21 protein-coding genes are annotated in these 18,488 nt (G+C 44.9%); 12 read left to right on the forward strand and 9 right to left on the reverse strand.

Annotated features, from left to right (window positions below):
• Positions 1–95 precede the first annotated feature (95 nt).
• Positions 96–1,106 (forward strand): sensor histidine kinase, encoded by a 1,011-nt coding sequence (locus IDJ77_RS06070; protein WP_191188049.1) that lies wholly within the window; start codon positions 96–98, stop codon positions 1,104–1,106.
• 2 nt (positions 1,107–1,108) lie between these two features.
• Positions 1,109–1,834, forward strand: a complete 726-nt coding sequence (locus IDJ77_RS06075; protein WP_191188050.1) for a LytR/AlgR family response regulator transcription factor — start codon at positions 1,109–1,111, stop codon at positions 1,832–1,834.
• Positions 1,835–2,035: 201 nt separating this feature from the next.
• Here the strand turns inward: IDJ77_RS06075 and pfkA are convergent, their stop codons facing one another.
• From pfkA to IDJ77_RS06095, 4 genes are all read right to left on the reverse strand, one after another.
• The gene (gene pfkA / locus IDJ77_RS06080) at positions 2,036–3,013 is read right to left on the reverse strand and encodes a 6-phosphofructokinase (RefSeq protein ID WP_191188051.1); all 978 of its coding nucleotides are present in this window, start codon (positions 3,011–3,013) and stop codon (positions 2,036–2,038) included.
• 169 nt (positions 3,014–3,182) lie between these two features.
• Positions 3,183–4,913 carry a protein-disulfide reductase DsbD family protein gene (locus tag IDJ77_RS06085; protein ID WP_224750992.1) on the reverse strand — a complete coding sequence of 577 codons (1,731 nt, stop codon included), beginning with the start codon at positions 4,911–4,913 and terminating at the stop codon, positions 3,183–3,185.
• 20 nt (positions 4,914–4,933) lie between these two features.
• Complete coding sequence (locus IDJ77_RS06090; protein ID WP_191188052.1) at positions 4,934–5,386, reverse strand: protein-disulfide reductase DsbD domain-containing protein; 453 nt, start codon at positions 5,384–5,386, stop codon at positions 4,934–4,936.
• A 1-nt stretch (position 5,387) separates the two neighbouring features.
• Positions 5,388–6,113 (reverse strand): biotin--[acetyl-CoA-carboxylase] ligase, encoded by a 726-nt coding sequence (locus tag IDJ77_RS06095; protein ID WP_317174311.1) that lies wholly within the window; start codon positions 6,111–6,113, stop codon positions 5,388–5,390.
• 92 nt (positions 6,114–6,205) lie between these two features.
• Between IDJ77_RS06095 and rsfS the strand changes: the two genes are divergently transcribed.
• The 3 genes from rsfS to IDJ77_RS06110 all read left to right on the forward strand — a co-directional run bounded on the left by rsfS (position 6,206) and on the right by IDJ77_RS06110 (position 9,483).
• Positions 6,206–6,580, forward strand: coding sequence for a ribosome silencing factor (rsfS, locus tag IDJ77_RS06100; RefSeq protein ID WP_191188054.1), 375 nt, complete (start codon positions 6,206–6,208; stop codon positions 6,578–6,580).
• Between the two features lie 65 nt (positions 6,581–6,645).
• Positions 6,646–8,763 carry an ATP-dependent zinc metalloprotease FtsH gene (gene ftsH, locus IDJ77_RS06105; protein WP_191188055.1) on the forward strand — a complete coding sequence of 706 codons (2,118 nt, stop codon included), beginning with the start codon at positions 6,646–6,648 and terminating at the stop codon, positions 8,761–8,763.
• A gap of 81 nt (positions 8,764–8,844) precedes the next feature.
• Entirely contained in the window at positions 8,845–9,483 is a 639-nt protein-coding gene (locus IDJ77_RS06110) for a LutC/YkgG family protein (RefSeq protein WP_191188056.1), read from the forward strand.
• Between the two features lie 92 nt (positions 9,484–9,575).
• Here IDJ77_RS06110 and IDJ77_RS06115 read toward each other — a convergent pair whose 3' ends face one another.
• Positions 9,576–10,664 (reverse strand): metallophosphoesterase, encoded by a 1,089-nt coding sequence (locus IDJ77_RS06115; protein WP_191188057.1) that lies wholly within the window; start codon positions 10,662–10,664, stop codon positions 9,576–9,578.
• A 405-nt stretch (positions 10,665–11,069) separates the two neighbouring features.
• Between IDJ77_RS06115 and IDJ77_RS06120 the strand changes: the two genes are divergently transcribed.
• From IDJ77_RS06120 to IDJ77_RS06135, 4 genes are all read left to right on the forward strand, one after another.
• Complete coding sequence (locus tag IDJ77_RS06120) at positions 11,070–11,534, forward strand: hypothetical protein (protein ID WP_191188058.1); 465 nt, start codon at positions 11,070–11,072, stop codon at positions 11,532–11,534.
• A 59-nt stretch (positions 11,535–11,593) separates the two neighbouring features.
• Positions 11,594–12,250: a hypothetical protein gene (locus tag IDJ77_RS06125; RefSeq protein WP_191188059.1), complete on the forward strand. Its 657-nt coding sequence runs from the start codon at positions 11,594–11,596 to the stop codon at positions 12,248–12,250.
• Positions 12,217–13,011 carry a sensor histidine kinase gene (locus tag IDJ77_RS06130; RefSeq protein ID WP_191188060.1) on the forward strand — a complete coding sequence of 265 codons (795 nt, stop codon included), beginning with the start codon at positions 12,217–12,219 and terminating at the stop codon, positions 13,009–13,011. The genes IDJ77_RS06125 and IDJ77_RS06130 overlap by 34 nt, the downstream gene beginning before the upstream one ends.
• 141 nt (positions 13,012–13,152) lie before the next feature.
• Positions 13,153–13,809 carry a hypothetical protein gene (locus IDJ77_RS06135; RefSeq protein WP_191188061.1) on the forward strand — a complete coding sequence of 219 codons (657 nt, stop codon included), beginning with the start codon at positions 13,153–13,155 and terminating at the stop codon, positions 13,807–13,809.
• Positions 13,810–13,888: 79 nt separating this feature from the next.
• Here the strand turns inward: IDJ77_RS06135 and IDJ77_RS06140 are convergent, their stop codons facing one another.
• The gene (locus IDJ77_RS06140) at positions 13,889–14,029 is read right to left on the reverse strand and encodes a hypothetical protein (protein WP_191188062.1); all 141 of its coding nucleotides are present in this window, start codon (positions 14,027–14,029) and stop codon (positions 13,889–13,891) included.
• Positions 14,030–14,060: 31 nt separating this feature from the next.
• On the opposite strand from IDJ77_RS06140, the gene IDJ77_RS06145 reads away from it, so the two are divergent.
• The 3 genes from IDJ77_RS06145 to IDJ77_RS06155 all read left to right on the forward strand — a co-directional run bounded on the left by IDJ77_RS06145 (position 14,061) and on the right by IDJ77_RS06155 (position 16,517).
• Positions 14,061–14,702 (forward strand): response regulator transcription factor, encoded by a 642-nt coding sequence (locus IDJ77_RS06145; protein WP_191188063.1) that lies wholly within the window; start codon positions 14,061–14,063, stop codon positions 14,700–14,702.
• A gap of 30 nt (positions 14,703–14,732) precedes the next feature.
• A complete protein-coding gene (locus IDJ77_RS06150; RefSeq protein WP_191188064.1) occupies positions 14,733–15,803 on the forward strand; it encodes a PA0069 family radical SAM protein in 1,071 nt (356 codons plus the stop codon).
• Between the two features lie 63 nt (positions 15,804–15,866).
• Positions 15,867–16,517, forward strand: coding sequence for a hypothetical protein (locus tag IDJ77_RS06155; RefSeq protein ID WP_191188065.1), 651 nt, complete (start codon positions 15,867–15,869; stop codon positions 16,515–16,517).
• 66 nt (positions 16,518–16,583) lie between these two features.
• Here the strand turns inward: IDJ77_RS06155 and IDJ77_RS06160 are convergent, their stop codons facing one another.
• From IDJ77_RS06160 to IDJ77_RS06170, 3 genes are read right to left on the reverse strand one after another with little or no spacing between them, the layout of a single operon-like run.
• Positions 16,584–17,501 (reverse strand): helix-turn-helix domain-containing protein, encoded by a 918-nt coding sequence (locus IDJ77_RS06160; protein ID WP_191188066.1) that lies wholly within the window; start codon positions 17,499–17,501, stop codon positions 16,584–16,586.
• A 3-nt stretch (positions 17,502–17,504) separates the two neighbouring features.
• Positions 17,505–17,924, reverse strand: coding sequence for a nuclear transport factor 2 family protein (locus IDJ77_RS06165; protein WP_191188067.1), 420 nt, complete (start codon positions 17,922–17,924; stop codon positions 17,505–17,507).
• Between the two features lie 29 nt (positions 17,925–17,953).
• Complete coding sequence (locus IDJ77_RS06170; RefSeq protein ID WP_191188068.1) at positions 17,954–18,487, reverse strand: carboxymuconolactone decarboxylase family protein; 534 nt, start codon at positions 18,485–18,487, stop codon at positions 17,954–17,956.
• Between the last annotated feature and the right edge of the window lies 1 nt (position 18,488).

The raw sequence follows: 18,488 nt of genomic DNA on the forward strand, positions 1-18,488 counted from the left end.
CCCGTTCGTCGAAAAACGGGGACACAGCATGTAATTAACAGGCTTATTTACTGTCAAAACGCTACTTTAGGTGCAGTGAAAACGTATATTATTTGATGAAAAAAAGCTGGCAAATATTCTGGCATGTGTTTTTTTGGCTAAGCATGATCTCGTTCTTCGTGTTTATAGCCTACAGCGGCGGCAAAACCAGCCTGCAAAGCCTTATTGTGATATTTGTGGTTTTTGGTGTGGTGAACATCGGGCTCTTCTATTTAAACTACCTGGATTTTATTCCCCGGTTTTTAGATCAAAAGAAATACTGGCAATTTGTGGTGACGGTAATTTGTACCGTGATCATCATCGGGATTGCAAAATATGGCCTGGCCTTGCTGTTTAAGCCCATCATCCTGGTGCGGATGGGTAAAGAGATAGGTTTTTGGCAATATATCGTCAGTTCGGCCTTTACCAGCGTAGTTTTCGTGTTCCTGAGCACGATATTTAGGTTTACGGTAGATTGGTTCCTGAACGAGCGCATCCAGCGCGACCTGGAGAACCAGCGCCTCAGCGCCGAGCTGTCGTTCCTAAAATCGCAGATCAACCCACACTTCCTGTTCAACTCGTTAAACAGCATTTATTCGCTGGCCTATCAAAAATCGGATACCACCCCCGAGGCTATCCTGAAGCTATCCGAAATCATGCGCTACATGCTATATGAATGTAACGATAATAAGGTAGAGCTGACCAAAGAACTGCAATACCTGCAAAACTATATCGACCTGCAGAAGATCCGTTTTGGCAACAAGGCCTTCATCAATTACGAGGTACATGGCGAGGTTACCAACCAATACATAGTGCCGTTGCTGCTGATATCATTTATAGAGAATGCCTTTAAACATGGCGTGGCTAACGACCCGGCGTCGCCCATTGTATTAAAAATAAACCTGAGCGAGAGCCACCTGTACTTTTTTGTGCAGAATAAAAAGCACACCCATAACCGCGATGCATCGGGCGGCATCGGCCTTATCAATGTAAGGCGCCGGCTCGATTTGCTATACCCATCTAAATATAATTTAGAAATTCGCGACGAAGACGACACCTATACCGTACAATTATCCTTAGTTTTATAACCATGATCAGATGCCTTGTAGTAGACGATGAGCCTTTGGCCCTCCACATACTGGAAGATTATATCTCCAAAATACCTTTCCTAAAACTGGTTAAAGCCACCACCAACCCCATAGAGGCGCTGACGCTGGTGCAGGATGGCGGCATCGACCTGGTTTTTCTGGATGTGCAGATGCCCGAGCTTACCGGCATCCAGTTCCTGAAGATCTCAAACGGCAAGGCTAAAGTGATCCTCTGTACCGCTTACCCGCAATACGCGCTGGAGGGCTACGAACTGGATGTGATAGATTACCTGCTAAAACCCATCGCTTTCGACCGGTTTTTTAAATCGGTACAAAAAGCGCAAACGGTTATTGCGCCGGCGGCAAAACCCGCAGCCCCGGCAGAACCTGTAAAACAGGATGATTTTATGAGTGATTTTATCTTTGTGAAAACCGAGCATAAAATTCAAAAGGTGTACCTGCACGATATTTTGTTTATCGAAGGCCTGAAAGATTATATCTCCATTTTTACCCCTGCCGAACGTATCATCACCCTGCAGGGCATGAAAAAGATGGAAGACGCCCTGCCCGAGAAACATTTTATGCGCGTGCACAAATCCTACATCGTATCCATCAACAAGATCGACAGCATCGAACGCAGCCGCATTTTCATCGGCGATAAAATTATACCCGTAGGCGATACCTACCGCGAAGATTTTTTTAAGATTGTTGACGGGAAGAATATTTAACCCCCTCAAAAAACCATGTCATCTCGAGGAAAGCGCAGCGACGAGAGATCTTGTTAGACATGCAAAGCGGATTTGCAAGGCGGGCTTTGCATGTCTAACAAGATTTCTCCCTCGCTATCGCTTGGTCGAAATGACAGAGTGGTAACAATAGAGCCCGGTTACTTGCGCAACCGGGCTCTCGTGTTATAGGTAATCCTACCCTTATATCGATAGTATCTCTACGATCTTTAAAAAGTTGGCGTTAATTTCTACGTGGTGTTTGCAGGCATGCTCAAACGGCGTAAACGCGATCTCGTTATGTACAATGCCTATCATCTCATTGCGATGGCCATCTCTAAGTGCTTCAACGGCTGCTACGCCTACGCGGCTTGCCAGCACCCTATCCATACACGATGGCTTACCGCCACGCTGGATGTGACCGAGGATAGATACACGGGTATCGTAATTTGGGAATTTTTCTTTTACCTGGCGGCCAATTTCAAATGCGCCACCCGGGTCTTCCCCTTCGGCAACCATCACAATTTTTGATGATTTATCCTTACGGCCATTTTCCAGTCTGTCCATCAGCGCGTTAATATCGCGCTTAGTTTCGGGGATGATGATAGCCTCCGCGCCCGATGCAATGCCAGTACGCAGGGCAATTAACCCGCTGTCGCGGCCCATTACCTCAACAATAAAAAGCCTGTCGTGCGATTCTGCCGTATCGCGGATCTTATCCACGGCATCAATTACCGTATTAATGGCTGTATCATACCCGATGGTAAAATCAGTTCCGTAAAGGTCGTTATCAATGGTACCGGGCAAGCCAACTACCGGCATATCATATTCGCTGCCAAATATACGTGCACCGGTAAAGGTACCGTCGCCACCTATGGCAACCAGGCCTTGTATGCCGTGTTTAACCAGCTGGTCGTACGCCAAGCGGCGACCGTCGGCGGTTTTAAATTGCTCGCTGCGTGCTGTTTTCAGGATGGTACCACCACGCTGAATAATATTGGCAACAGATTTTCCGTCCATCGGAAACATCTCGCCGTTTATCATGCCTTCGTAGCCGCGGCGGATGCCCACAACTTCTATATTGTAATATTTTGCTGTACGCACAACCGCCCTAATAGCGGCGTTCATTCCCGGCGCATCGCCGCCCGAAGTAAAAAGTCCTATTTTTTTGATCTGCGTCATTTGATTGGGGAACGCCCTTGTAGCTTATAATAGTGTATTTGCTTAGCTTATTAACGGTATAAAAGGCATTACTTTATACACCGCCTCAAAAGTTCGGCGAATTTACACTTTTTTGCCGAGAATGACGGACATTAAAGCGAATGAAGCTGTAAGGAAAAATGATCGTACCTTATTTGGCAGCTTTATAGGCGCTTAGGCCACTATCTAAGAATTTAATATAGTTGCTTACGCTGTAATTCGCCCCCTGTGGCGGTACTAACACATTGCCATTGCCGTCCATAATCACATAATTTGGCTGCGAGTTGGAGTTAAAATCCTTTGCTTCCATATCGCTCCATTTAGCACCAATGGTGGTTATTTTTTTCCCGCTGTAAGTAGATACAAAAACATCTTTCGGGTCGAGGTCTGCCTTATCGTCAACAAAAAGCTGCAATAAAATAAAATCGTTTTTTATCCGCTTAAAAACCTCTTTGTCAGACCATACATCCGATTCCATTTTACGGCAATTAACGCAAACGAAGCCTGTAAAATCAATCAAAATTGGCTTATGCAGCTCTTTCGACACCTGCAGCGCCTGCTCGTAATCATACCAGGGCTCGAGTCCCTTTATCTTATTGCTGGCGTAATTGGCCGCATATTTTCGCTCCTTTATGCTTGATGTAAAAGGAACGGCCGTCGAAGAGGCGTTCCCTGCATCCGGTGCTTGCGAAAGATTGAAATCCTGCGTCCCTTCAGGAGGTAAAAACGCGCTGATGGATTTTAGCGGCGCGCCCCAAAGTCCGGGAACCATATATATTACGAACGCGAAAACCACTATCGATAAAAACAAACGCGGTATGGTGACGTAAGGCACATCGCTATCATGCGAGAATTTCAGCTTACCCAACAGGTAAAGCCCCAATAATAACCCAATGGCTATCCACAGTGATAAAAACACCTCCCTGCCAAACAGGTTCCAATGATAAGCCAAATCTACGTTCGATAAAAATTTAAGCGCGAAGCCCAGCTCCAGGAATCCTAAAACAACTTTTACGCTGTTTAACCATCCGCCGGATTTTGGCAGGCTTTTTAGCAACGATGGGAATAAGGCGAAAATGGTAAATGGCAGAGCGAGGGCAAAAGAAAACCCAAACATCCCTATGGCCGGTGCCAGGCGATGCCCTTTGGAAGCAGCATCAACCAGTAAAGTACCAATTATTGGCCCCGTACAAGAAAACGATACTACAACCAATGTAGAGGCCATAAAGAATATGCCGGCCAATCCGCCTTTGTCGGAGTTTTGATCAAGTTTATTTGCCAGGGAACTTGGTAAGGTGATCTCGAACGCGCCCAAAAAGGATATACCGAAAACAATGAGCAGTAAAAAGAAAAATATATTGAACACGCCGTTGCTTGCCAGCGCATTCAACGCATCAGACCCAAACGAAAGCGTAATAATGAGCCCGAGGGCAACATAAATAATAATTATAGATAGCCCATAAATAACCGAATGCATGATCCCCTTAGATCTACTGCCGGCTTTTTTGGTAAAAAAGCTTACGGTTAATGGCAACAAAGGATAAATACACGGCAATATGACCGCCGTAAGCCCTCCCAGGAAGCCTTCAATAAATATCTGCCACAGGGATTTCGGAATCTCTTTTGACGAATCGACAGACTTTTTTGTAACCCCGGCTTTCGCAACAGAATCTGCTTTCGCCTTGGCAACCGAGTCGGCTTTTTTGCGGATGGCTATGCTATCTGCCGCGGTTGGGATATCGGTAAACTGTAATTCACCGGCAGCAGTATCGGCTTTTTGAAATGCCTTTGCCTGCATTGGCACAAAAAAAGTTAAAGAAAATATCGCTACTAAAAAAATGATCCCGTTGCGGAGCGTGCTGCGCCTGGTTGTTGTGGCCATTACCTATCCTTTGTTAAAAATTATTTGCCTAAAGGGATAGAGAATTCAACTTCATCTGGTGGCAGGCATTTTACATTGTTGCAAACCATAAATTCCAGTTTGCCGGTTACAGCGTTTGCCTTTGCCGACTTTAACTTAATCTTTTGGCTAAATACCACCTCTTTTTCAAAATAACCTACGTTCATTTTAAACACGTCCTCGTATTTGCTAATGGGTTTTGGCTCCACGGTTTTACCAACCGGCGCGTACTCTTTTGATGGGTTGAAAGTAAAAGCGGTTTTAGATGGGCCGCCTTCTTTTACGTTTTGCGAGTAGATATGCCAATCCTTCTGTATTGTGGCTTTCAAATATACCACCGCTTCGGTAGCGCTAACTTTCTTTGCTGCGTATGACCATCTCACCGGTGATTCTATTTGTGCATGGGCTGCGGCTGTTATTACCAATGCTGCAACTACTAAAAATAATCTCTTCATCTTATTTGTTTAAAAATTCTATTTCCTTTAAATTATATTGTTCTTCTGTGCCGTTGCGCTCCACAACCAGCAAGCCATTATCCACAACGTTTTTTATGGTGCCTGTAAAAGTCTCCCAGTTAGACCGGTATTCGCTTGCTTCGTTTAAACGGTATAGTCGGCTTAAGTACGTACTCCTTACCAAATCTGTTTTGCCGGCCTTTAATTTAAGATACCAGCCCTCTATATGGCTGCAAATTTCAGATAATATATCTTTCAAATCATAATCCCTTTGTAATATCTGCTTAACAGATATGGCGCTTCCGGCACTTTCAGGGTAATTATCCTGGTTAATGTTGAGCCCGATACCGACAATGGCATTTTTTATTTGTCCGCCCTGTATCATATTTTCAATTAACATACCGCCCAGTTTGCGGTTGCCAAAGTAAATATCGTTGGGCCACTTAATTTTTAAATCATCGCCAAGCAGGGGCTGCAGTGCATCGTAAACCCCTAAACTAACGGCTCTTGTAAGGTCGAATTGTTGGGTGGGTGAAATAAAATGGGGCTTTAATAACAGGCTGAAGGTTAAATTTTTACCCGGCTGGGCATGCCATGTGTTTTGGTGCTGCCCGCGGCCGGCGTATTGGCTCTCTGCCATAATGACCGTACCATCAGGTACTGGCTTGGAATTTGACAAGATACTTTTGAGGAAATTATTGGTGGAGTCAACTTCTTTTAGTGTCACTAAATTTTGTCCAACAAATAATCCTGAAATTATGTTATTTTGCAACGTATAATATTTTATAAACCCAAATCGTTCAAAACTAATTCTTTTTGATGGTAAAAAGTAAAGTGATAAATGAATCTACCTATATTTCTGAACTGGCCATACATGGTATGCAGGAGAAAAAGGGGAATGAACTGGTAAGGCTCGACCTTAGGAATATCAAAAGTTCGGTAGCGGATTATTTTGTGATTTGCCATGCCGATTCTGCCACACAGGTAAAAGCAATAGCAAATAGTGTTGAAGAAGAAATTTACAAAGCCATACAGCAAGATCCCTGGCGCAAGGAAGGGCTTGAATATGGCGAATGGATACTGCTGGATTATATTGACGTAGTTGTACATATCTTCCGCACCGATAAACGCGAGTATTACGGAGTTGAAGATCTATGGGGTGATGCTGAAATTAAAAGCTATAAAAGCGCTTAAACAAAGCTCAAAAAATGAGATGCCCTTTTTAAATTAATTATTATTGATTGTTGAGCTTGTAGAAAATGGAAAAAGATAAAAAGGCCGATGGCCAAAAACCGATAAGGAAAATACCGAATAAAAAAATTACACCCAAACCGCCAAAGTTTAACCTGATGTGGCTTTACGCCATAGCTATTATTGGTTTGCTTGTGGTGCCCACCTTTTTGGGCGGCAACAACGGCAGGGTGATAAACTTTCAGCGTTTTGCTAACAAAATGCTGAAGACCCGCGATGTTGAAAAGATCACCGCCTACAAAAACGGCGACCTGATAGTGGCCGAGGTTTATATCAAGAAAGACAGCATCAATAAGCCGGAATATGCAGATGCCAATAAAAACCAAGGCAACCTGAAGCTGAATGCCGATGGCCCGCAATATTATTTTACTGATGCATCTTACGAAAGCCTTAAACAATCTATCAGCAATGCTGATAAAGCTGTTGGCGACGGGCGATTAACTTCAATAGAATATGCGCAAAGCAAAGAAAACCTGCTGAGCAACTGGTTGGTGCAATGTATTATTATGGCAGTACTGTTGGTGGGTGTTTGGTTGTTCATCATGCGCCGTATGGGCAGTGGTGGTGGCGGTGGCCCCGGTGGCCAGATCTTTAACATCGGCAAATCAAAAGCTACCTTGTTTGATAAAGAAGCACAGGTATCGGTTACCTTTAATGATGTTGCCGGCTTGGAAGAAGCCAAGCAAGAGGTTATGGAAATTGTAGATTTCCTTAAAAACCCAAAAAAATACACCAACCTGGGTGGTAAAATACCAAAAGGCGCATTGCTGGTTGGCTCACCTGGTACAGGTAAAACCTTGTTAGCCAAAGCCGTTGCAGGCGAGGCGCAGGTGCCGTTCTTCTCGCTTTCGGGTTCCGATTTTGTGGAGATGTTTGTAGGTGTGGGTGCATCGCGTGTTCGCGATCTGTTCCGCCAGGCAAAGGATAAAGCGCCGTGTATCATTTTTATTGATGAGATTGATGCTATTGGCCGTGCCCGTGGCAAAAACAATATTGTAGGTGGTAACGATGAGCGCGAAAATACGCTGAACCAGTTACTGGTAGAGATGGATGGTTTCGGTACCGACAGTGGTATTATCATCCTGGCAGCTACCAACCGCCCGGATGTACTGGATTCCGCTTTATTGCGCCCGGGACGTTTCGACAGGCAGGTATCTATTGATAAACCGGATTTGGTTGGCCGCGAGCAGATCTTTAAAGTGCACTTAAAACCGGTTAAACTGGCAGAGGGTGTAGATGCTAAAAAATTATCGGCACAAACCCCTGGTTTTGCCGGTGCCGAAATAGCCAATGTTTGTAACGAAGCTGCTTTGATAGCTGCCCGTAAAAACAAAGAGGCCGTTGATATGCAGGATTTCCAGGATGCTATCGACCGTGTAATTGGTGGTTTAGAGAAAAAGAACAAGATCATCTCTCCGGAAGAAAAACGCATTGTGGCTTACCACGAAGCAGGCCACGCTATAGCAGGCTGGTTTTTAGAGCATGCCGATCCGTTGGTGAAGGTATCAATCGTTCCGCGCGGTGTTGCAGCATTGGGTTACGCCCAATACCTGCCAAAAGAGCAATTTTTATACACCACCGAGCAATTACTTGATGGCATGTGTATGACTTTGGGCGGCCGTGTTGCCGAGGATATCACCTTCGGTAAGATCTCTACCGGTGCGCAAAACGATTTGGAGCGCATTACCAAACTGGCTTACGCCATGGTTACCATTTATGGTATGAACGAAAAAGTTGGTAATGTATCTTTCAACGACCAACAGGGCGAGTACCAGTTTAACAAGCCCTATTCAGAAAAAACATCTGAACTGATTGATAACGAAGTACGCAACCAGATCTCTGAAGTTTACGCACGTACCAAAGCTTTACTGATAGATAAACGTGAAGGTTTGGAGAAATTAGCCAACAAGCTGATCGAAAAAGAAATTCTTTTCCAATCAGATCTGGAAGAATTGCTGGGTAAACGCCCGTTTGATAACCGCACCACTTACGATGAGTTTGTAAATGGCGAAGGCGAAAGTAACCAGGAGCCTGTTGCACAGAGCTTAATACACGAAGGTGTGAGCGACCACTCGGGAACTTTTTCCAGAAACCCCGGTGAAACCGATACAACAGCGAAGGACTAAATAATTATTTAGCAAAAAGCTTAAAGCAGAAAGGACAAAGCAACACCTTTTCGCTTTAAGCTTTTTGCTTTTAGCTATACCATGAGGGATATCACTACATCAAAAGAAAAGCTGTTAAAAAAAGTGCGCAAGGCACTTTTAGAAAAGCGCGATAACCCCTATCCCAACCTGGAAGACCTGCCCATGTATCCGCCCAACGAGGATTTGCTGGAGGTGGTTTTTGCAGAGCAGTTTACGGCCGTAAGCGGTCAGTTTGTTTTTTGTGAGGACGAGGTACAATTTATTGAGAACCTGCTGGAGCTTGCCGAAGAACGCAAATGGCATAAAATATACTGCTGGGAACCCGCCCTGCAGCAAGTGCTAAACACTTACGAGTACCCCTTTTTTGAAACCGACAAAGATTTTGAACAGGCCGATGTTGGCTTCACCCTCTGCGAAGCTTTGATTGCCCGCAACGGCAGCATCATGCTCTCTAACGCCAATGCGGCGGGCCGCAGGCTAAGCATTTACCCGCCGGTACACATTGTGCTGGCCTACACCTCGCAACTGGTGCTCGATCTTAAAGACGGCTTTAAACTCCTCAAAGAAAAATACGGCACCCGCTTGCCATCCATGATCACTACCGTTACCGGCCCAAGCCGCACCGCCGATATAGAAAAAACACTTGTTTTAGGCGCCCATGGCCCTAAAGAGCTTTTTGTTTTTCTGCTGGACGGGTAACAGGACGAGTCAAGAATCAAGAGCCAAGAATCAAGATAAAACCTCTGCTGCGATTTTTTCTGCCCTGTTTCTTATCTCTTGATTCTCAACTCTCACGCCAGTTTCAAATCCTCCAGCTTACACTCTTCCAATACAATCCTTTCACTAACCTTTCTATGGTAGGTCCATTTTACCAGGCGGATGCAATTGCCCTCAATCTCTATCCCGGTAATATCGCCGTCATCAAAACAGCAGCAGCCTGTGTTAAAATAAGTGTCCAGGTAGCCGTTAAAATCGGGCGGGGTGTTTCCTTTTAAATGCAGGCCGGTTATCGTTCTTTCCAGTTCGGCTGTTTTTATTGCATCGTTCGCTTCTTTTGCTTTATCCAGGCTGATGTACAAACTTTCCAATTGCGTTAAGGACCGAAACACCGGCTGATGGGTATGCCCGGTTATCAGCAGCAGATCTTTTCGCTGGCTGCTCCATTCGTACATAATACGGTTATGGTCTGTTTTCAGCTGGTTGTTATAAGCCGGGGTATTGGGGTTAATGCGCAGGTACCCTTGCAGCGGCCCCCATACATTAGATACAAACCACTTGCTAAACCAGTTACCATCGCTTTGCAGGTCGCCCTGATGGCCATGTGTCATAAAAATGGAGAGCGGCTTATTGTTAATACTGGTTTGCAATACCACCCCCTCGTACACCCTTATCACTTTTCCATAAATTTGCGCCAGGCTCACCATCGCCAGCGGATCATTCCCCCAGTACAGATCGTGGTTGCCAAATATTTTAATAAATCTTTCTTTGTCAATAAAAAGCTTCTCTTTCAGGAAAGTTGCCTTATTGTGCCTTTTTATGGTCAAAAAAATATTCTCCCATAGCTCTTCGCTGTCGCCAAGGTTGATATAGGTAAAATCTTCCCGGTAATAATGATCCAGGGCGGCCAGGTAGTTCCGCTGCGAATGCGCAAATATGTCGGCACCATCTCGGGCACCCTTATGCTGATCGGAAAAAATAATGAATTTATCGTGCTTCGCATCAAATGGTATCACCAGCCCCTTTTTGCCCGGTTTCGATGTGATGCTTTTGTAAAGCGCGTTAAGCGCTTTATCCACCCGGTTTTTGCTTGGTCTCGACGAGTATTTATCAGTAAGCCGTACTACGGGCTTATATAAGAGTTTTTGCAAAAACTTGCGCATGGGTGGATAACGCACAAGGGGCCTAAATTGTTGCTGGTAGATGCAGGGCCTTTTTTTGAGGGAGAGATGATCTTAATTGGAAGGAGGCGCGGGGAGCGAATTGCTCCCCAACCATTCCTTCCATCCCTAAATTCCCCCGAAGTAAGGATTAACTTTAAACGCTTATTTGAGCCTAAGCGCTTGTAACACTTTTTTTCCTTTGCCCGGGTTGTAACCCTTAAGCAGAGGCACAATCAACTAATTATCTGATATGACAAAGTAACACCATAATTGGCTGCGCCGAAAGAAGCAGAACACCCAAAAAAAACGCGGCTTTAACGGTAAAAAATACCGTGAAAACACCCCCTTAATTTAAACGCCAACTCCTAACTTAGAAAACAGTTTTAAACCCTAACACAATTAACTATGGCAACTACAGATCTGAAGGGCGCGGCAGGAGCCGACGTACCTGCAGCTAAGATCAAAAGACTCTCTGACAATTATTTCAAGAGGATGCAGATCATGCGCGAAGATGGTAAATTCGAAGCCCTCGACCCCAAAAAAGACAGTAAATCGATATGGTTCTCTAAAGAAGCTATCGATAAATTATTCGCCGATAACGGGTACACCGGCGACTCTACCGGTTTCGGCCTGCGCATTTATTTCGGGATCCACGATAAGAAAAATATTTTAACCGATATCCCCGAACACGCGCACAATAGGCTGATGACCGTACTTGTGGCCACCAAAGCACCATCGCCCGAGGCGGCCCATGTTGATATGCTAATGAGCACTCAAGCTAAAACAATCGCGGCAGCAAGCGGCGAAGAAGTTACCGGCGGCGATGGGTTAAATCATGGTAAAATGTGCCCGCCCGACAATTGCGTATAGGGGCTTAAATTGTATTTACTAAAATGTTATATTGCTACGGCATATCCCCCCTTAGCAATATGACATTTGAAATTTATTTTGGCTTTGAACTGTTTGCCCTTTTTATTGCCCTGGTAAAATACAGGTCGCTACTGGAATCTGATTATAAGTTCTTTATCCCGTTCCTGGTCGTAATTGTATTGTACGAAACCGGGTCGCTGTATAACAAATTCAGCATCGGCAACAACAACATGTTGGCAACCAATTTTATAACCACTGTTGAATTTGCCTTTTACAGCTTTTTTATCAGGAACATGCTTAAAAGCCCGTTTTATAAAAAGGTTATACTAATAACCATTTTTGTATGCCTTGGTTATAACATCATCAACCAATTCTTTATCCAGGGGATTTTGAAACTTAACGTAAGTGCCATTATACTGCAAACAATTGTGATCATATTTCTTACGGGTGTTTACTTTTGGGAGCTTATGCAGGTTTCGTTCAGCAATAGCCTTAGCATTGTTAAACTGCCGGGGTTTTGGTTATGTACAGGTGTATTATTTTTTTACCTGGGCGAATTTTTGTTCTTTGCGTCGTTTAGCTACATGGCCTACAAGCGCAGTTATGATTACTATTTATTATACCGAATGATATCCGATATAGCCAACGCTATATTATATACCTGTTTAATTATTTCCTTCCTATGCCTCAACCCGATCAGGAAATTATCAATATAGTTATAGCCGGCACCGGCATGCTGCTATCGCTGGCCGTATTTATTATTGGCTTTTTGTTTTTGTACCAGCGCAGGCATAACAAATACCACATGGAGCAGGAGCAGCTAAAGGCCGCTTTTAGCCAGGAACTGCTTAAAACCCAGATAGAGATGCAGGAGCAGACCCTGCATTATGTAAGCCAGGAGATACATGACAATATTACCCAGGTGCTCTCTTTTGTAAAGCTAAACCTGGCGCTTACGGGCAATTTAAACGAAACCGATAAGGCTCATAAGATAGACGAAAGCCGCAAACTGGTTGCCCAGGCCATCGGCGATCTGCGCGATCTGTCTAAAAGCCTTAGTTTCGAGCATATCGCGCAGCTTGGCCTTGTAAAAACCATAGCTATTGAAGTAGACCGCATAAACAAAAGCAGTATTATGGATGCGGTGATGGATATTGAGGGGCAATCATTTGGTTTGGGCGACGAGCGCGAGCTGGTGATCTTCCGCATCTTCCAGGAAGCGCTGAATAATGCGCTTAAACATGCCGGCGCCAGGCAGTTCAAGATCAACCTTAAATATACCGAAACCTCCTTCCGGCTAACTATTGCCGATGATGGCGCCGGCTTCTCCATCGACGCCCTGACCACGGGCGGCTCGGGCCTGAGGAATATGCAGAACAGGGCCTCTCTTATCGGCGGTGTTGCCGATATCAGTAGCCAGCCGGGCAAAGGCTGCACCATCACCATTACCATAGATCCCATAGCTAAACATACATAGGCAGCGGGGGCCCTCTAAATCTCACCGGGCAGGGGAGATTTTCCCTACCGGTGGAAGACTATTTCATGAGGGCTTTGCCGTTTAGTTGAGGCTTGTTAGTCTTGCTTTTTGCTGTAAGGCCGAATGCGTATATTGTCGGCAATGTTGTGGTCAGATTATATCTATTTTCTTTTCGAACTGATGGCTTTTATAGTGGCATTTGTACAATGGCCAAAAATGAAGGGAACACCGTACAGCTATTTTATGCCTTTTTTGCTGTATATCGTAATTTACGAATTTGGCACTATTCATAACTGGTTCAGCATCAATCACTCTAATTTATGGATCGCTAATATCCAAATGGCCATTTTCTTCTTATTTAACGCGCTCTTTTTGCTGGGGGAGCTCAAAACACCCGCATTTAAAAAACACCTGGGGGCGACCATCGTTTTTACTATCGGATTCTCCATTATCAACATGGCTTTTTTTCAGGGTTTCTGGAAACTCGATACCATGAGCATCCTGCTGCAGGACGTAGTACTTATTGTTTTATGCTGCCTGTATTTTTCGGAATTAATGCATTACACATTGCAACCTTTATCAATTATTAAGCTCCCTGGTTTCTGGGTAAATACCGGACTCCTTTTTTTTTGCATTATTACATTTATGTTCTTCGCGTCGTACGCTTACATGGCCTACAAAAACAACTACAACTATTTTTTGCTTTTTTGGGGCATCGCAAACGCTTCAAATGCTATCCTTTATTCGTGCCTGGCGGTTGCGTTCCTGTGTTTTCGCAAGGGTGCAGAACCAGGTTGATCCGGGCTGCAAAGCCACTTAAACAGGCGCGGGTAAAGAGTTTAAAATTTGTTTGTGGTATTCTTCACATTTTTTTAACTTAACCCTCGCAGATGATGTAGCCGTTTTCTTTGATATTATAGGTTAAAAACGGCTCGTCGGCACTAAAAACAAGCAGGACAGAGCAGCCTTTACCGATGCTGTTGCTAAAAAGCAACAAAGGAAGGGGTTGTTGTATCACAATTTTAGTATCCCCCTTTTACAACAAACAGATGCCCACGGAAGCTATACAAATAGTGCTGGTTGATGATCACCGCCTGTTCAGGAGTGGGCTGGTATCGTTGATAAACAGCCTGGGCGGGTACAAAATACTGTTCGAGGCCGCCAATGGCGAAGAGCTTACCCGCAAGCTATCCCCACAGCTAAAACCTGATATTATTTTACTGGATATCAATATGCCGGTAATGGGCGGCATAGAAACCGCGCGCTGGCTAAAATCAAACTATCCGGACATTTGTGTAATTGTACTATCGATGTTTGAGGATGCCGAAAAGGTATTAACCATGGTAAAGCTTGGCGTAAAAGGCTACCTGCTAAAAGATGCCGAACCCTACGAGTTTGAACACGCCCTCCGCAAAGTAGCACAGGGCGAAATTTATTACCCCGAGTTTGTTACCCGCCACCTGGTGAACAGCTACAATCGCAGCGCCGACGAAATAAAGCTGAATAGCCGCGAGCTGGAGTTTTTAAAACTGGCCGGCACCGAACTTACCTACAAAGAAATTGCCGACCATATGTGTATCAGCGCGCGCACCGTTGATGGGTACCGCGACCAGCTTTTTGAAAAACTTCAAATAAAAAGCCGCGTAGGCCTTGTACTTTATGCCATAAAAAACAATTTGGTACAGTTGTGATTTGCTAATTAAATTAGCAAATTTGTGCTTATGGCACACGAGGAGAACGGGGAGTTTTTTAAGGGGAGAGGCGCCCAGGTAAACACACACAACAAGTTTTTAAAGCAAAAATACGTACTGGACCATATTGAAGGGCTGGACGAACTGCTGCTGGAAGATACCCGCACGCAGCTTTTTGAGGAGAACGCCAAAAAGATAGTAAGCGAATCTAACAGCCCGGACCTGAGTCATTTTGTATCGGTAAACCCCTACCAGGGCTGCGAGCATGGTTGCATTTATTGCTACGCCCGCAACACCCACGAGTACTACGGCTTTAGCGCCGGGCTGGATTTTGAGCGCAAGATCATCGTAAAGCGCAACGCCGCCGAACTACTGGAAAAGCATTTTAATAAAAAGGGTTACCAGCCCGTACCCATCGTACTATCGGGCAATACCGATTGCTACCAGCCTACCGAGCGCAAGCTGAAGATTACCCGGGCATTGCTGCAAGTTTTTCATAAATACCGAAACCCGGTAAGCATCATCACCAAAAACAACCTGGTATTGCGCGATATGGATATTTTAACCGAAATGGCGCAGATGAACCTGGCGCATGTAAATATCTCCATCACAACGCTGAACGAATCGCTCCGCCAAAAACTGGAACCGCGTACCGTAACTGGCATGGGCAGGCTGGCGGTGATCCAAAAACTATCCGAAAAAGGTATCCCCGTAAGGGTAATGGTAGCGCCTATCATCCCCGGCTTAAACAGTAACGAGGTGCCCGATATTATTAAAGCCGCCGCCGATCGTGGCGCACTCTCCGCCGGCTTTACCATTGTACGCCTCAACGGCAGCATTGCCGAGATCTTTACCGACTGGGTGCACAAAGCTTACCCCGACCGCGCCGAGAAGGTGCTGAACATGATAAAAGCCTGCCACGACGGTAACCTGAACGACAGCGAATTTGGCCGCCGCATGAGCGGCGACGGGCATGTGGCCAACTCCATCCACCAGCTATACCGCATGGCCTGTGTACGCTTTTTAGCAGGGCGGGAAATGCCCTCGTATGATTTGACTTTGTTTACGCCGAAAGGTGGTAAGCAGATGGGGATGTTTTGAAAGGGAGCGTGCTTGTTTTGGAAGAGAACTCCTGTTATATTTAAAGCATATTATTCCTTTTAAATGCACAAAAGAATCATAAGCCTGTTATGTTTTTTATTGTTTTCCGGCTTGGTGCACGGGCAGGAGGCAGATTCGATTACATTGAGCCGCATTAAATTCGGGGACACCGAAACTCAGGTAAAACGGGCGATTATTGAGTTAAAGCAGCAGACCGTAGACACTATTGTATTTTATTATTTGAATTGTTTAGGAGGCGTACAAGCAATTAAGCTCGATAGCTGCAACTCATCGCAGACGAAATATATCATCTGGAAACATGACAATAAATCTTACATCAGACAGTTCGACGGCTGCAATATCAGCGAAGCGAGAGTTATTCCGCCGGCTTTTTTAAATACCGTACTCAATAATTTAAAACGAATTAAAAACGAAAAAATATTATACCCGCAATACACAAGAATTTATAATGGTAAAAAAACTGAGTTAACGGTTTATATAGATCATAGTTGCCATACGATCTTTGAAATACAAGTTCCTTCAGCCCAGTTTGAAGTGAGCATCGACGATTTTGCCACCGATACCAAGCTTATCGACGGTAAATTTTTTAACAAAAATCATTATAAAAACCGGCAGACAGTTTTATTTAGGCTGCAAGGCATTATTGAAAAGGTTGTGCACCAAAACTACCCAACAAAAAAGCCCCTTAAATGAGAGCCATCTAAATATAGTTTATTGACTTGCCTGTTAAGCGATTTCTCAGCCCAACCCATCACCTCATCACCCCGCATACGGTCGCCCCGCCCGCTGAAAATCGTTTTCCCCCATCCTGTTAAACCCAACCGTATCGCGATACATTTGCGGGCTTACATCAGCATTGGTTTTAAAGAAGCGGCTAAAGTAGCTTTCGTCGTTATAACCCAGTTCGTAGGCGATTTCTTTTACGGGCTTATTGGTGAGGTATAGTTCGCGCTTGGCTTCGATGATAATGCGCTCGGAGATCATATCGGTAAGTGTTTTATTGAAATGCGCCTTGGCGATCTTAGCAAGCGCTTTCGGGGTGATGTTAAGCAAGTCGGCGTACTCTCCTGCGGCGTGGCGGGTTTTAAAATGCTGCTCTATATAATCCTTCAGCTTCTGCAGGATGAAGGGCTCCTTTGCCCCTTCCAATACCTTCTCGGCTTCGGGCTGCTGCTGTGTTTTTAAACGCGAAGCGGTTATCAACAATATTTTAAGATAAGATACCAGCAGCTCGTACTGAGCCAGCGCGGGGTTCTGCATTTCGGTACGGATCTGCGAAATTAACATTTCCAGCGTTGCGGAAGCGGGTTCGTCTAAATGTAAAAACGGGGGGTTATAGATGTTATTGAACAACACGCCATTACAGGCCACTTCTTTTTGATGTTTATGGATGCAGAAAAAATCGGGGTGAAAATGAAGGGCAAGCCCGGCTATCCCGTCTTTCGGTGTAAACATAAAGGGCTGATACGGCGCAAAGGCAAACAACGTATTGGCTGTAAAGGCATGGTCGTTAAAATCGGCGCGCGCATTACCGCTCCCCTCCTTTATCCAAATAAGCGAATAATAGTTATTCCGCTGCACATGGTCGAAATAACTATTATCGCTAAAACTAAAAAGCTTAAAAGCGAGGTTACCAGTTTGCGGATTAACCAGGGTAAAGCTCTGCTGCTCTGTCATTACTTACAATTTACGGTCAGTTTCGGCAATGGGCATATCGTTTATGCTGGCAAAGCGTTTTTGCATGTAGCCATTCTCGTCAAACTCCCAAAGCTCGTTTCCGTAGCTGCGGTACCATTGCCCGGCTTCATCGTGCCATTCATACTCAAAACGTACCGCCATCCGGTTCTCGCGGAAGCCCCACAGTTCCTTTTTCAGTTTGTAATCCAGTTCTTTTTCCCATTTGCGGGTTAAAAAGGCTTTGATCTCCTCGCGCCCGTTTATAAAATCGGTACGGTTGCGCCATTCCGAATCTATGGTGTACGCCAGGCTCACTTTCTCCGGGTCGCGGGTGTTCCAGGCGTCTTCTGCCGCCTGTACTTTTTGCAAGGCGGTTTCCATATTAAATGGTGGTAGCGGGTATCTTTTGTTTTCTGCGCTCATCTCTAATTTGCTTAAGCCGGGCGGCATTATTACAATGCCGGTGCTGCCGGGAAATCTACCGCAATATCTGTTAAATTGTGCAGGTAATTCATAGCGGTTTTATCGCTTATCTGTAAAATTAAATCAACCAGGTTTTCGTTGGTGTAGCCATTGGCATAAAAGTCTGCTACGGTTTCATCGGCAGCGTTACCACGGTTGCGGGTGATGTCGGCGGCTAACTGTACCAGAGCATTCAGTTTAGGGTTTTCGCTTTTGCCTCTGCGCAGGTCCAGTATCTGTTCATCGCTAAAGCCATTCATTCTACCAATTACGGTGTGCGCGCTTAAACAATACTGGCATTCGTTCACCTGGCTTATAATTAAGTTAACGGCTTCTTTTTCTTTGTTGGTTAAAGTTGTTTTAGCGTTTTGGTAAGCGAGGTAGCGGGCAAGGCCGGTATCAGAATAAGCTATAGCAGCGTACAGGTTAGGTACAAAACCGAGGGCTTTTTTAAGATTATCAAATATGGCCTGGTTGGTTGGGGTTACTTCGTCGCGGGTGGGTATTAAAAATTGCTTTTTCATT

The sequence above is a fragment of the Mucilaginibacter pankratovii genome (assembly GCF_014773265.1).
In the GTDB taxonomy this organism is placed as follows: domain Bacteria; phylum Bacteroidota; class Bacteroidia; order Sphingobacteriales; family Sphingobacteriaceae; genus Mucilaginibacter; species Mucilaginibacter pankratovii.